This is a genomic window from Pseudomonas sp. PS01297, from assembly GCF_029959305.1.
In the GTDB taxonomy this organism is placed as follows: domain Bacteria; phylum Pseudomonadota; class Gammaproteobacteria; order Pseudomonadales; family Pseudomonadaceae; genus Aquipseudomonas; species Aquipseudomonas helleri.
Genome location: NZ_JASCPQ010000039.1, coordinates 1 through 14,085 on the forward strand (window position 1 = coordinate 1; position 14,085 = coordinate 14,085).

The 14,085-nt window shown below is 59.6% G+C and carries 15 protein-coding genes and 1 pseudogene; 4 read left to right on the forward strand and 12 right to left on the reverse strand.

Annotation, left to right across the window (positions count from 1 at the left end; translation table 11 throughout):
• Positions 1-128: pseudogene (locus QMX84_RS13385) on the forward strand (IS5/IS1182 family transposase); the annotation flags it as partial.
• Here QMX84_RS13385 and QMX84_RS13390 read toward each other — a convergent pair.
• The 5 genes from QMX84_RS13390 to QMX84_RS13410 all read right to left on the reverse strand — a co-directional run bounded on the left by QMX84_RS13390 (position 125) and on the right by QMX84_RS13410 (position 3,238).
• Positions 125-607 carry a hypothetical protein gene (locus tag QMX84_RS13390; protein WP_078457182.1) on the reverse strand — a complete coding sequence of 161 codons (483 nt, stop codon included), beginning with the start codon at positions 605-607 and terminating at the stop codon, positions 125-127. The pseudogene QMX84_RS13385 and the gene QMX84_RS13390 sit on opposite strands and share 4 nt — an antisense overlap.
• Positions 608-723: 116 nt before the next feature.
• Positions 724-1,521, reverse strand: coding sequence for a SprT-like domain-containing protein (locus QMX84_RS13395; RefSeq protein ID WP_078457181.1), 798 nt, complete (start codon positions 1,519-1,521; stop codon positions 724-726).
• A gap of 131 nt (positions 1,522-1,652) precedes the next feature.
• A complete protein-coding gene (locus tag QMX84_RS13400) occupies positions 1,653-2,045 on the reverse strand; it encodes a hypothetical protein (protein ID WP_078457180.1) in 393 nt (130 codons plus the stop codon).
• Positions 2,046-2,048: 3 nt separating this feature from the next.
• Positions 2,049-2,768, reverse strand: a complete 720-nt coding sequence (gene stbB / locus QMX84_RS13405) for a StbB family protein (RefSeq protein WP_078457179.1) — start codon at positions 2,766-2,768, stop codon at positions 2,049-2,051.
• Positions 2,765-3,238, reverse strand: a complete 474-nt coding sequence (locus QMX84_RS13410) for a hypothetical protein (RefSeq protein ID WP_282363997.1) — start codon at positions 3,236-3,238, stop codon at positions 2,765-2,767. The genes stbB and QMX84_RS13410 overlap by 4 nt, the downstream gene beginning before the upstream one ends.
• A 433-nt stretch (positions 3,239-3,671) precedes the next feature.
• Here QMX84_RS13410 and QMX84_RS13415 point away from each other — a divergent pair, with 433 nt between their 5' ends.
• The 3 genes from QMX84_RS13415 to mobF are packed head-to-tail and all read left to right on the forward strand — an operon-like array spanning position 3,672 to position 8,553.
• The gene (locus QMX84_RS13415; RefSeq protein WP_225231712.1) at positions 3,672-4,055 is read left to right on the forward strand and encodes a hypothetical protein; all 384 of its coding nucleotides are present in this window, start codon (positions 3,672-3,674) and stop codon (positions 4,053-4,055) included.
• Positions 4,055-5,605, forward strand: a complete 1,551-nt coding sequence (locus tag QMX84_RS13420) for a type IV secretion system DNA-binding domain-containing protein (RefSeq protein ID WP_282363998.1) — start codon at positions 4,055-4,057, stop codon at positions 5,603-5,605. Before QMX84_RS13415 ends, QMX84_RS13420 begins: the two co-directional genes overlap by 1 nt.
• 11 nt (positions 5,606-5,616) lie before the next feature.
• Complete coding sequence (mobF, locus tag QMX84_RS13425) at positions 5,617-8,553, forward strand: MobF family relaxase (RefSeq protein WP_078457176.1); 2,937 nt, start codon at positions 5,617-5,619, stop codon at positions 8,551-8,553.
• A 135-nt stretch (positions 8,554-8,688) separates the two neighbouring features.
• Here mobF and QMX84_RS13430 read toward each other — a convergent pair whose 3' ends face one another.
• Genes QMX84_RS13430 through QMX84_RS13460 form a run of 7 tightly spaced genes read right to left on the reverse strand, consistent with a single transcriptional unit; the run spans position 8,689 to position 14,083 of the window.
• A complete protein-coding gene (locus QMX84_RS13430) occupies positions 8,689-9,225 on the reverse strand; it encodes a hypothetical protein (protein WP_078457175.1) in 537 nt (178 codons plus the stop codon).
• A 46-nt stretch (positions 9,226-9,271) separates the two neighbouring features.
• Complete coding sequence (locus QMX84_RS13435) at positions 9,272-9,904, reverse strand: hypothetical protein (protein WP_282363999.1); 633 nt, start codon at positions 9,902-9,904, stop codon at positions 9,272-9,274.
• A 12-nt stretch (positions 9,905-9,916) separates the two neighbouring features.
• A complete protein-coding gene (locus tag QMX84_RS13440; protein WP_282364000.1) occupies positions 9,917-10,528 on the reverse strand; it encodes a phospholipase D family protein in 612 nt (203 codons plus the stop codon).
• Complete coding sequence (locus tag QMX84_RS13445) at positions 10,518-10,853, reverse strand: TrbM/KikA/MpfK family conjugal transfer protein (RefSeq protein ID WP_078457174.1); 336 nt, start codon at positions 10,851-10,853, stop codon at positions 10,518-10,520. Before QMX84_RS13445 ends, QMX84_RS13440 begins: the two co-directional genes overlap by 11 nt.
• Before the next feature lie 28 nt (positions 10,854-10,881).
• Positions 10,882-11,799 (reverse strand): lytic transglycosylase domain-containing protein, encoded by a 918-nt coding sequence (locus tag QMX84_RS13450; protein WP_078457173.1) that lies wholly within the window; start codon positions 11,797-11,799, stop codon positions 10,882-10,884.
• Positions 11,783-12,811, reverse strand: coding sequence for a P-type DNA transfer ATPase VirB11 (gene virB11 / locus QMX84_RS13455; protein ID WP_282364001.1), 1,029 nt, complete (start codon positions 12,809-12,811; stop codon positions 11,783-11,785). Before virB11 ends, QMX84_RS13450 begins: the two co-directional genes overlap by 17 nt.
• A gap of 9 nt (positions 12,812-12,820) precedes the next feature.
• Complete coding sequence (locus QMX84_RS13460; RefSeq protein WP_078457171.1) at positions 12,821-14,083, reverse strand: TrbI/VirB10 family protein; 1,263 nt, start codon at positions 14,081-14,083, stop codon at positions 12,821-12,823.
• Between the last annotated feature and the right edge of the window lie 2 nt (positions 14,084-14,085).

Consider the following 14,085-nt stretch of genomic DNA (forward strand, 5'->3'; position numbering starts at 1 on the left):
TTGGCTGGCTGAAAGAAAATCGCAGGATCGGCACTCGCTATGACAAGCTGGCCAAGAGCTTTGCAGCCATGGTCACCTTGGCCTGCAGCCTACGTTGCATGCGGCAATACTTTTCGTACAAAGCCTAGGGCTTGAACCGGCGATGTGCTACGCAGTCATCGAAGTCATCCCGATAGCGGACCCGGATCTCTGTCATGGCCATGACCAGGGCTTGCACCATCGGCTCCAGAGTCGCCTCCAGCTGATCCAGGATCTCAGGACCGACCTTTGATTTGTTGGCGGCTGTGCGCCCTTCCGTTGCGAATTTCTCCAGCGCAATCCGTACGTCCACCCCTCTCCCGAGCAGCTTGGCGCAGAGGTTTTCTGCCAGGGTCGGAGTTATGTCCAGCCCGTTCAGCCGTTCCACCTGCAGGAATGAAAACACCAGGTCGCGCTTGCAGCGCTTGTGCGCTGCACCGAGTTCCGCGCCGCAGTGGCTGGCCATCTGGCGCAAGCTGCCTTCCCGATTTTCCAAGTAACGGCGGTAACCATCGAGCCGGTCGGCGTACGCCGATTTAACGTCGTTTTCGTACAGCTGCAGCAAGTCGTCGCGTGACGGTATGTACATGGGAGGTGATCTCCTGCTGGTTCAAAGCCCTAACGCATACATACGTTAGGGCCTCACCGGCAGCAAGTCGCCTCGCCGGCAGCGGCCAGGCGGGGGCAACTGACGCCCTACGGTTATCAGTCGTCCCCGCCCGGCTGGGCATCAGCGTCGGGCGGCACTTCCACCAGCTCGCCGGCCTCAAGGAAACGTACGTCGCAGTCCAAACAGAGCAGCCGCCCGCTAAGGCCTGGCTTGCCCCACACGTTCAACTTGCAGCTGGGACAGGTGTACTTGCGCTTGTTCTTCGGATCCTCAGCCGGCGTTGCCGGCTGAATCAGACCCGCAACAGTCAGCGCCGGTATGTCGATGGTCGGATCCTCGGGCTGGGGTAAAGGCTCCCCACCTGGCCCGTACAGCTGCGTTGCGGACATTGGCACCCGCTGGGTGACGATATCGATCCAGGAAATCATGGCGCCGGTTGCGAGTAATTCGTCGCATGCCACATCGAAGGGACCGCCCTCGATGATGTAGTGCGTCATCTGCTGCCCGCACCGGCGCCCGCCAGGCTCACCCGTGTGCGAAGGCATCAGCCCGATGGCCTCCATTTTGTCGGCCCACTCGCGGTTGTGGTACCCGCCGCGAGACTTCTTCCCGAAGCAATCCTGCCACTGGTGCGCCTGTTCATGCACCAGCGTGGACAGCGTTTGCTTGATGCTGCGATGCGCGAAGTAGGCGCAGTTCAGCGCGATTTCATCGCTCTTACCCGAGCCATTGCGGCGCAGGAAGCGCGATGGCGAGTAGTAGCCGAAAGTGTTGGCCTTGCGCTGCAGGGTGAAGATGCAGCCAGGAAGCTGGCCACCGTACAACCGATCATTGAACCAGTTGTACGCGCCTTCGATTTCGTCATAGAGCAGCTGGCTTGGGGTTGCGGACATGCGGCCTCCATTTCTCGCACGCGAGAATCCCCTATGCTGATCGCTCGGAGTCAGGGGGGATGAACGTTACAGGCATTGTAACCTGTATCGTACGATACAGGTTACACATCAAAAAAAGGGGGCACGCCCCCTCACCGCCCGATCATAAAGCCGGCACCAACAGCAGCCAGCACAGCAGCGGCGCCGAGCGCCGCGCCGACCAGCAGCAACAGCGCCGTATACCGAATGGCCCGGCGTTCCGCCTGGGCACTGACTAGGTTCGCGGTGCTGCGGTTGATCTCGTTACCGATCCGTGCCGCCGCTTCACGCCCGGCCTGCACCAGGGCGTTGCGCTGTTCCTCCATCATCGACTCAAAGTTCAGCTGCGTTTGCAGCAGAACTTTGCCTGCTGCATCGCGTACGGCCTCGGACGTTTTAGCCGCCAGGTCGGCGTCGACCTGTTCCAGGCGCCGCACGATGGCGTCAAAGTCCTCCATCATTTGCGCGACCATCGCTTCGCGGGCCGTGGTCGGGTCCTTGGCCATCGATCACTTCCCCTTGCCGAACAGCGAGGCGTACACCTGGTCAAGGTTACGCGATGCCGACTTGGCCAGGCGCTGCGCGGAGATCATGCGAAGCGCATGATCTTTCTCGGTATCGTCCTTGGCATCGCGCAACTGGGCGCGGTAGTCCGTGGAGTCCTCCAGTACCTGCGTGACATTCATTTTCAGCGGGCGCAGGCGCTCGAAAATTTCGTTCGCGTACACCACAGCATCGCGCTTGAGGGTGAATTTCTTCTCGACTTCGTGGAAGCCGAACAGCGCCGCGAACGTCTGCGGGATATCGTCGGCGTCATCGATCTGGACCTTGTTGAAGACGACCAGGATCTTTTTCGCTGGCACGCCGAGCGCGGCCAGGGTCTTGATGGTGTTGATGGTGTCGACCTGCTGCTTTTTCTCCGGCACAGCCGGCACCACGAAGAAATCGATATCTTCGTGGGAGCCGTCGTACTGGCCCATGAACTTGAAGAAGTCTTCGACGTTGGACGCGCCAACGTCGACCACCACTTTGTCCTCGGTCAGCAGGATCTCGGACAGCTCGCCAAACTGTTTGCCCTTGAGGCGTTCGATCTCGGCGGCGGTATCCGACGCACCAGCATTGATGGTTTCAATCGCAAACCGTAAGCCGCCGACTCGCGGCCAGATCAGGTTGTCGGAGAGTGTGGTTTTACCGGAGTTGCCGGTGAAATTCACGGTGACGGTTCTCATGTGCGTTTCCTTCTGCTGCGCGCTGCGCTTTCATATCGATCCAAGTCCGAGGCGTTCTGATCGTCCCCGGGATTCATGAGCCTGCTCAACTCTGCCGGCCCCACATGGGGCCGTTCGTCCGCATCTTGGCTCGGGTCTGTATCGTACGATACACCTCCTTCAACTGGTGGCTCGACCTGCCGTGCTGGTTCTACCGTCCGTTGCTCTGGTACTGGATTTTGCGGTGCCGGTGCTGGGTTGGCCACGGGCGTGCTGTTCTCGCGCTGGGCTTTGCGATACCGGTACAGGTAGCTCTTGAGCGTGTCCATGCTCACCTCGATGCCTTGGGCCTTGAGCACATCCAGAATCGCCTGGCGTCGAACACCTGCCTTCAGTTGCTTCTCAATCACTGGCATGACCTGGCGTATTTTCGCTGCCTTGGTCACTGGTTCGACTGCCAATAGTGCTGCCTCAATATCCTTGCCTGCCATTTTGCACCCTACCTGCACCTACATTGCATTTATACAGCATCCTACTCACCCCCCACCTGTAGTCAAGCTAAACCCCCTTTGCGCTCAATCTACAGCCTTACAGCACCCTAATTGCCTACCCCTAGTCCTCCGCATGCTACGGCCTTCGGCCTAGGCCCTAAAAACGCCCTTAACAAGAGCATCAACTTCGACCCTTAACAGGGTCAAAGTCTCAATACACAACACGCACCTCCCTGGCGGGAGGTGGAAGCCGCGCCGTGCCTGCGTCAGCGGCGTTTTGTCTTGATTGGTGCCGTGATACGATTGTATTACAAAGTAGTCATTTGAGCCATATAAATCAAGGTTTTTGTGTGATACGTTTGCATTACAAGAAAAGTGCGTTACCTTTGGAGGTGTGTGACACCTATTTTCCAGGGGAATTTGAGGGAACAACGTGGGCAAAACAGTACCCATTCGATTCAACACCGAGCAGCTGGCCAGGGTTGAGGAAGCCGCTGCGCTGGCCGGCTACAAGCACTTGTCGAGCTACATTCGTGACCGCGTGCTGGCCACCGACAAGGGGGGGCGGCAGCTGGATATGGACAGCTGGGCAGAGCAGCAACGCATGCTTGGGTTGCTGGAAAACATCACCCAGGAACAGGCACGCAGCAGAACCATTCAGGCCATAGCGGTCTATCTGCTGCGACAAGGAACGGCACAGGGCAAGATCAATGCGCTACGCGCTGAACTCCAGCACCTGGTCAGCAGCGAGGATGCGCTGGCAGCACTATTGCCCGACCTGGCCGAGGACATTGAGCGTCTATCAGGAGAGGACTGATGCACAAACAAGAGGTTGATTCAGCCGCTATGACAGCGGGCTTTGGTTTACCGATCGCTGGCTGGCTGGCCGGTACCCAGTTGGCGCAGCTGCCACTGGCTCCGTTCCCCGCAGCATTCAAAGACACACTGCACAACGGCTGGCACGAACCTCTAGTGCTGGGGACAACCATTGCTGCATCCGTGGTTGCTGCAGGGCTGTGTTACTACCTGTACGAATATTGTGATGACGGTTTCCGGGGTGAACGATTCCAGCAGTGGCTGCGCGGATCCCGCATTCGCAACTGGCATTTCGTGGAACGGAAAGTCAGCGCCCGCAACGCCAAAACCAACCGTGAACGCCGCAAGAAGGGTCAGGAAAAAGCAGCGCCAATCATGATCGGCAAGCTGCCGATGCCCTTGCACCTGGAAGACCGCAACACCATGATCTGCGCGTCCATCGGCGCCGGTAAGTCGGTGACCATGGAGGGCATGATCGCCTCGGCACTCCGACGCAATGACCGGATGGCCGTGGTCGATCCCAATGGTACGTTCTACTCCAAGTTCAGTTTCAAAGGCGATTACATCCTCAATCCCTTTGACGCCCGCTCTGCAGGTTGGACGATCTTCAACGAGATCCGGGGCGTCCATGATTTCAACCGGATGGCCAAGTCGATCATTCCGCCACAGGTCGACCCCAGCGACGAGCAGTGGTGCGCGTACGCTCGCGACGTGCTGTCGGACACAATGCGCAAGCTCATGGAAACCAACAACGCCAACCAGGACACGCTGGTAAACCTGCTGGTGCGTGAGGACGGCGACACCATCCGGGCGTTCCTGGCCAACACCGACTCTGAGGGTTACTTCCGCGACAACGCGGAAAAGGCCATCGCCAGCATCCAGTTCATGATGAACAAGTACATCCGACCCCTGCGCTACATGGGCAAAGGTGACTTTTCGATCTACCGCTGGGTGAATGATCCCGACGCCGGCAACCTGTTCATTACCTGGCGTGAGGATATGCGCGACACCATGCGACCGCTGGTGGCCACCTGGATCGACACCATCTGCGCAACGATCCTCAGCTCCGAACCAATGACCGGTAAGTGCCTCTGGCTGTTCCTTGATGAACTGCAGTCGCTGGGCAAGCTGGAGAGCTTCGTACCTGCAGCGACCAAGGGCCGGAAACATGGCTTGCGCATGGTCGGCAGTCTGCAGGACTGGTCCCAGCTCAACGCCAGCTATGGCCGGGACGATGCGGAAACCCTGCTGTCTTGCTTCCGAAACTACGTCATCCTGGCCGCAGCGAACGCCAAGAATGCCGATATGGCCAAGGAAATTTTGGGTAATCAGGAGGTCAAGCGGTTCCGCAAATCGTGGACGGCAGGCCGCATGACGCGAGCCGAGGAAATCAAGCTTGAACCGGTCGTGATGGACTCGGAGATTTCGAACCTCAACGACTTGGAAGCCTACGTCAAATTTGCCGAGGACTTCCCCATCACCAAGATCAAGACGCCATACGTCGATTACAAGGAACGGGCACCGGCAATCGTCATTGGCCAAGCTGCTTGACGGGGTAAGCGATGTTCAACGTGACGCTGATCAAAGGTGACAACCAGTACGCGGCGGCGGGCTACTTCTCCAACGCTGACGATTACTACGCCAAGGAGGCACACGGCGAGTGGCAAGGCATCGGTGCCGAGCTGCTTGGCCTGGAGGGTGCCATCGACCAGAAGGAACTGGCCCGCCTGTTTGATGGAAAGTTGCCCAATGGCGACCGAATGGCCAAGACCTTCGACAAGGAAACCGGCACGCGGCGAATGGGCCTCGACCTCACGTTCTCCGCGCCAAAGTCCGTCTCGATGCAGGCCCTGATTGCCGGCGACAAGGATGTTATGGCCGCGCATGATCGGGCAGTTACCAAGAGCATGGAGGAAGTCGAGCGCCTGGCCCAAACCCGTTTGAAGGTAAACGGCAAAACCATGCTTGAGCGCTCGGGAAACCTGGTCATTGGCAAGTTCCGGCATGAAATGAGCCGGGCCAAGGACCCGCAGATGCACACGCATGCCGTGGTCATGAACATGACCCGGCGCTCTGACGGTAAATGGCGGGCCTTGCGCAATGACGACATTTACAAGATCCAACCCCAGGTCGATGCCATGTACAAGGGCATTCTGGCTCAGGAACTCCGGGCGCTGGGGTATGAAATCCGGGTGTTGGACAACCAGGGTAATTTCGAGCTTGCCCACATATCGCGTGACCAGATCGAGGCGTTTTCCAGCCGCTCCAAGGTCATCGAGGATGCGCTGGCCAAAGACGGGAAAACCCGCGCTGACGCGACTCCGCTTGAAAAGCAGATCATTGCGATGGCCACCCGGCCCCGCAAGGATGAACGCGACCGCCATCTGGTCAAAGAGTATTGGGTTACCAAAGCCCGCGAGCTGGGCATTGATTTTGGCGCCCGCAGCCACCTGGATAACCGCGAGTATGCGCCACGCAATAACAGCCACGCCGAATACAGCCTGCCCGAAGGCATCACCCCCGGCCAGGCTGTCGTTCAGTACGCCATCAACCACTTGACCGAGCGTGAACAAGTGGTCGGAGAGAACGACCTGCGCACGGTCGCTCTACGGCGAGCTGTTGGGCTGGCCACCCCGGATCAGGTCAGTGAAGAGATCCGGCGCCTGGTCAAGCAAGGGACGTTGATCGAATCCCCACCGACCTATCGCATGCCCAACGGCGATCTCGATTCGCCGGTGCTGTCGCCTGCAGGATGGCGGGCGCACCTGCAGGAGCTGAAAGGCTGGAGCGAGAAAGAGGCCCGGCAGTACGTGGACAGGGCTATCAAGCGCGGCTCGCTGGAACCCGCCGAAAAACGCTACACCACGCAGAAGGCGTTGAAGCGCGAGAAAGCCATTCTGGCTATCGAGCGGACTGGCCGTGGCCAGGTCGAACCATTGATGACCAAAGAGCAGGTGGCCAAAGCACTGGAGGGATCCACCTTGTCTGCAGGCCAGTACCAGGCCGTAGAGGTGATCGTCAGTACCAACAACCGGTTTGTGGGCATTCAGGGTGATGCGGGTACCGGCAAAACCTACTCGGTGGACCGGGCCGTCAAGCTGATCGACTCCGTGAATGCGGCGATGACCAGCCGCGACTTGCAGGCCGGTACAGGCTACCGGGTTGTTGCCCTGGCGCCGTACGGTAACCAGGTGACCGCCTTGAAAAACGAAGGACTGGACGCGCATACGCTGGCCAGCTTCTTCCACACCAAGAACAAGGCACTGGACGCCAAGACCATTGTAATTCTCGATGAAGCCGGCGTAGTCGGCGCTCGCCAGATGGAACGGCTGATGCGAGAGATCGAGCAATCAGGCGCCCGCTTGATTCAGCTGGGTGACACCAAGCAGACCGAGGCAATCGAGGCCGGCAAGCCTTTCGCCCAACTGCAGCTAAGCGGGATGCAGACCGCCCGAATCAAAGAGATCCAGCGGCAGAAAGACCCCGAGCTGAAACTGGCAGTGCAGCATGCCGCCGAGGGACAACCCACCAAGTCCCTGGACCACCTGAAACACGTTGAGGAATTGCGCACGGCCAGCGAGCGGCACCAGGCCATCGTGCGCGACTACATGGCCCTCACCCCAGACCAGCGCAAAGAGGTGCTGATCGTTGCCGGCACCAACAAGGACCGGAAAGAGATCAACCAGATGGCCCGGCAGTCGCTCGGGCTACTGGGCAAGGGCAAAGAGTTTGAAACCTTGAACCGTGTCGACTCGACCGACGCGGAACGTCGGTACGCGCCCAGCTACAAGCAGGGCATGATCATTCAGCCGGAGAAGGACTATAAGCGGGCCGGTTTGGTCCGGGGCGAGCTGTATGTGGTCGACCAGGCGCTGCCTGGCAATGTCCTTGTGGTCAAGGACCGGAGCGGCAACCGGTACGAGTTCAATCCCCGGCAGGCTACCAAGCTCAGCGTGTACAAGCTGGAAAAGCCGGAGCTGTCAGTAGGCGATCTTATCCGCATCAACCGCCAGGATCCCAAGCTAGACCTCACCAACGGCGACCGCATGCGCGTTGTCAGCATCGAGGGCGGCGTGGTGCAGCTCGCGTCACTCAAGGAAATCAACGGTCAGCCCGAGCGCACCGTGAGCCTGCCGACCAACAAGCCCTTGCACCTGGAACACGCCTATTCCGCGACCGTACACAGCGCGCAGGGCCTGACCAATGATCGCGTCATGATCTCGCTCAACACCAAGAGCCGCACCACCTCGCAGAACCTTTGGTATGTGGCGATCAGCCGGGCACGGCACGAAGCCCGCGTCTATGCGGACTCCATCAAAGGTCTGCCGGCAGCGATTGCCAAGCGCTATGACAAGACCACAGCGTTGTCGCTGCAGCAGGAACGCGAGCGTCAGCGGAGGGAGTCGATTCAGCCGCGAAATGTGGCAGACGGGCAGGCATTGGAGCGCAAGCAACGCACCCGCCTGGAAGGGCCGAGCAGCGGGCATCCGAGGGTCTAATACAGCGCCTCCCAGCTCCATCCCCCCCCCGCCTCCGTGCGGGGTTTTTATTGTGGAGTGTCGGATCGGGGCCGGTACGTCGTGATCCCCAGCAAAAAAAGGAGCCTAACGGCTCCTTTCCCTTCTTGCACCGATCTAGCGAGAGAGTCCGCCCATGCCTTTCGGCGTATGTGACAAGCTACGGTCCCCCAACTCTTTCACCTCTTTGCCGACTCCGATCCCCTGGGCAGCGTAGCGGATATCAATCACCTTGCCGGAGGGTGCGAACGTATCTGCCTTCGTGCTTACAAGGTCTTTTAATTGGTGGACTACCAGGGCGTTCTTACCTTCGTGCTTGATGGACTGGAAGGCTTTGTCTCCGTCCACATCGACAATCGGCCCCTGATAGGACTTCCCGACCTCTGGAGTCAGGTACTTCGTCTGGAGATTGTGTATCGCATCCTCTTTTCGACCAATCGCCCATTCGGTTTTTGCATCTGCTCGGCCTTCGTCAAACGCTTTGGACAGCTGCGGTATATTCGCCAACAACGGTGATTTCTCATTACCGCCGAAACCCGCAGCAACTGCGCTGTTATAGGCCTTGTCTGCATCTGCCTGGTTGCCTGTGATCCTGAATTTCTCCCAATCAGCTCTGGCGTCGATCTGATTATGCAGGTTGGATTTTTCAGCCATGCCTTCACCCTCTCAGAATTGCCCCTGACGGGGGCGTTGTGAAATCTTAAAAACCTTTGCCGCCAAATCCTTTTGGCTGGTGTGCCGGCACTTTGCGTTCGTGCTGCAGCTGGCGTTCCTGCACGATTCCAACCCCGGAGAACGGGTAGCGGATGGACAGATCCTTGCCCTGATGCAACAGGCCAGCTTTGGCGCTGCTCAAAGCTGCCCGTTCGTGCGCAACGTGGATGGTCTTCTGGCCGTCCATGACGGCTTGAATCACCTGGTTGTTGTGGAAGCCGACGATCTTGCCGTCATAGGTTTTGCCCTGCTCAGCTGCCTTGATGGCGGGCATATCCACCGGCTTCGCAATGGCCATCGGTTCGCCAGGCTTGCCCGAGGCGATGCCGGCCTGCTCGGCCTTGCGCAGCTCCAAGGCGTCCTTGAACGAGGCTTTGAACTCGGCGGCACCTGGCATGTTGTCGAACGGCAAATCCTTGTAATACTGCGTGCCCTCTTTGCCGACCTGCGCGAACACACGGGCGGCTTGCCCGCCCTGTTGAACCGTCATTACCGATTTATCTGACAGCTCAGCCTTGAACCAGGCGGCGCCGGCTTGCTTGGCGTCGGTGAACGTCTGCGGCTCCTGGCCTTTCTGGAGCAGCTGGTAAGTGGTCTGATCAGAGGTTTGCTTGTCCATGTGCATGCCTTCTCAGTAGGTTGGTTTGAATGCTTGGCCCTTTTCCCACCGGCTTTGCCAGTGGGCCAGGTACTGCTCAGCGAGTTCGGCGTCGTTCCAGACCACCAAAGCGTTTTCGCTGTTGTTGCGTGCAGCGGCGGCGGTGTAGTTGAAACTGCCCGTCTCAACGGCCTTACCGTCAATCACCATGAACTTGTCATGGTGTATGGCGTACGCCTTGACGGTGCGGGTCGGGATGCCTGCGCGGGCCAGCAGCGTCAACGCATGCTGGCCAGCCCGAGCGGCGCCGCCCTGAAGGTTGCCTTGATGATCGGCCACCACCGCCACATCGACGCCGCGCTGCTTGGCCGCGATCAACGCCTTTGTCACTTCGGGGCTGGTCATCATGTACGCCGAAAGGCGAATCGAGTTTTTCGCCACGCTGATGGTGCGCAGAACCAGGTCCTGCGCCGAACCTTCGGGAGAGAAGCCAACCTCGATCCGGCGCGCGCCGTCGATCAAAACCGGTGCAGAGGATGATTCCGGCTGATCTGCCGGCGCCTGGTCGGCCCTGCTCAGGGGAGTAGCCACGGCCATCGCCACGGCCAGGGCCAGGGATGCGAATGCGGACAACTTAGAAGCCACGCTGCACGCCCCCCCATTTGTCGTTGGCCGACTTCGCGCTGCTCTGGTCTTCCACGCACTGCGCTACAAAATCGCCCCGGGCTTCGGCAGTACGGGAAGGGCTGAACTTGCCGTGCTTGGTGCGGATGATGCTGAAATACTTGGTGACGTACTTGTCGCAATCGCCATCGCGGGTCATGCCCAGCAGGCACAACGTGGCCCCACAGGCATCGGAATCGCTTTTCGAGCCGTAGTCGTAATTGGTTGGCGGCTGCGGCAGTTCGGCGGCATGCGCCACGCTGGCGAAAGTCAGCGCAGCGAGAACAGTCAGAATTGGTGTGCGCATAGGAACTCCTTTTCTCGCGTGCGAGAAATCAGTTGATGATCTGGACAAAGGCCGGCGTCGATGGTTGTTGCTCCGCAACCGGCTGCGCCTTGGCTTGTTCGAACTGATCCGGCGACGGCTGCTCAAAGCGCTTGAATTCGCGCTTCGGCGGCTCTGCCTCGGCGTCTGTGTTCAAGTGAACCTGGATCTGCGGCTTGCTGGCTTGCTCAGGCTTCGCAGCGGCGACGGCCTGGCCGTTTTCATCGGTAAACGTCAGCCAAGCACCTTCCTGCTGATCAGAGGCCCTACGAGCGCGCTGGGGCGCTTTTCGGGCCGGTGCGCTGGTAGCGACTACCGCAATCGGCTCAACACCTTCTGCGCCCGCTACAGCCGGCACAATAGGGTCCTCAGCCGTAGGGTTCAGGGCACGGTCTACTACTTTCTCGACGTACGACATTTCACCAGGACGATCAGGCTTGAAGCCGCGCAGCTCGTTGCCGCTGTAGTACATCGAGAAGGCTTTCAACAATGCTTCCTGCTTGTCGCTGCTGGTAGTCAGCGCCTGCTTGTAATACTCCACAAGCAGGTTGCTGATGGCCTGCAGGTTGCGGCATGGCTCAAACACATCCTCATAGCTCAACCCGCGTGCGCGCATGTTGGTGACCAGCAGCTGGCCCAGGCCCATTGCGTACCGCTTGCCATCCCGTTCCAGTTGCTCAGCCGTGGCGATGGCCTCGCTCAAGGACTGCGGTTGACGCTGCAGGTGCGTGCCCACTACACCAATGGCGTATGGGTTGAAGGTCGATTCATTGCCGATCAGCGCTTTGAGCGTGGACGGGTGGACGGTCGGCGCGCATTTAGCGGCAAGCTCCGAGAACCGAGTCGGCTGGGCTTCCTCAGCATGCGCGAGCGCAGTAGCGCAGACGCTGGCCAGCAGCGCCAGGGTGAATTTAGGCAGCTTTCGCATATTGCACCTCCGTGATGATGCGTCGGCCATCAAAGCCGTACTCCCACTGGATCACTACGTCGATCAGATGCCGAGAGAACTCGATCAACTGGTTTTTGTTCATGTCCGCACCGCCACGCGAAGCCATCGACGCCAGGCGGTCAAACATCAGATCCGGCGAGTCGGCGTGAATCGAACTCATGGTGCCGCTGTGGCCGGTGTTCATCAGTTCCAGGAACGGGAACGCCTCACCGCCGCGAAGCTCGCCCATGATTGCCCTGTCGGGCGTCAGGCGCAGGATGGATTCCAGGTGATCAAACGGCGTGACACGGGCCTTGCCTTGGCCACCCCGCGAGTAGATCAGGTGAACCACGTTCTCCCCTGGCGGACGCAGCTCGCGGGTGTCCTCGATGGTGACGATTCGCTCATTGCGTTCAACGTGCTGCATCAGCTCGTTGAGGAAAGTCGTTTTGCCGGCGTTGGTACCGGCAGAAATCATGATGTTCTTGCGCGCTTTGACGATGCCCTTGAAGAACTCGACCCAACGCTTGGCCCTGTACAGCTCCACCAGGTGATCATCGCTGTACTGGCCGTGGTCGCGGGGCTGGTTGATGAACTCGAATGCGCCAGAGGCTGCGTACTGATCCAGGGAGATCTGCTTACGGCCAGGCTTACGGATACACACGATCCCGCCGATGTGCTGCTCTACAGCCGGGGCCAACACGATCTGTACGCGGTAGTCGCCGCGCTCGTTGTCAGCCACGTTGTCGTCAAGGTTGATCGGTATACGACCCGACAGGATTGGGGTGTAGGCGCTCACCTCCTGGTCAGTGTGAGCGGCAATCAGGCTGGCCAGCGATTTGATCAGCCCAAGCGATACACCTTGAACCGCGACCGGGCGCATGAACCGGCTATTGCGGTAGCCGGCAAATACGTTGTCTGGACCGTTGATGGCGATCTCCGTCACTTCCGGGTCATCCAGCATCGGGGCAAGCGGACCCAGTTTTGTGCGAAAGGATGCAATCTCAGACATAACCCGTCCTCAGTTGATGAAGGTGACGCCGCCGCTTTCGGCGCGTTCGGCCTGCTTGGTGAATACCTTGGTGAAGTCCAGGTCGCGCTGCAGGTAGATCACGACACGCGACCCATGCGGCACGGTCACAGTCGGCTGGATATTGGCGTAGCGGCCCAGGATGGTCTGTGCCGAATCGGCGGCGGCTTCCTGCACCTCACTGCGGTAGCGCGACGACGAGTTCTCCTGATCACCCGAGGAAACGCCGCTGTTGGAGGCACCGGCGCCGATGATCGATACCGCTGCAGCTACCCCGAAGATCTGCGCCCAGTGGTTGTCGACCACACCGCCCTGGCCTGCTGTCCCCAACTGGTCGGTGCCGGCGCTGTTCAGTGGAATCTCCATGGGCGGGCGACCATCCAGGCGCGGAATCCGCACAAAATTCCAGATGGTGAACAGGCGCTCTTGGCCTGGCATCAAGCTGGCGTTGTAACTGCCACACACCAACGATCCCCACGGGATCATTACGAGGCGACCTTCTGCGGCGAACACGTTCTGCGCAATGGACGCGCAGATCTGGCCCGGCAACTGGCTTTGTGCGCGTGGCTGCAAAGTCGCCTCGATGACGGCGCCCTGCAGGACCTTGTATTGCAGGTTCTCCATGGCGCGGGCTTCGGTGAATGGCACGCTTTCGCTGTAGGTGGAGGCGGCGAATGCGTCATTCGCGTTCATGTGGCCCTGTGAGCCACGGCCACCGCCCAACAGCGACCCACCACCGGCCTGCTGACCATCACCACCCTGCTCTGCCCCTTGGGCAAAGCCTTCATCCTTGGCGGTCGCGAAGATGGCGGAACGCTGCCGCGCAGCAAGCATTTTTTCCCGCTCTAACTGGGCCTGCATTTCCAGCTGTTGCCGGCGCCGTTCTTCATCGCTCATGCCGGCCCCTTGCTGCTGCCGATCAACGACCGAACGCGGCGTGTCAGCCGGAGCGCCTGGCTCGTTGCTCACCGGCGCGACCTTTGCGGCCTCCCGGCGCGGTGGCGGATCCTGCACCTTGCGCGGGCTGGCCGCGACCAGTTCTTCCTTCTTCAAGGTGTCCTTGTTCTCGGTTTCTTCATCGCCGTGGGTAACCATGTACGCGAAACCGCAAGCCACTACTGCCGCCACAGCAATCGCAATACCACTGCGCTTGCTGTTACCCGGCTTGCCCTTGAGCATCGAGTTAGATTCGTTCCACTCGCGGATCTCTTCGTCGCGGGTCTTTTCTTGAGGTTGAGTCGGTTCGTTGGCCATGC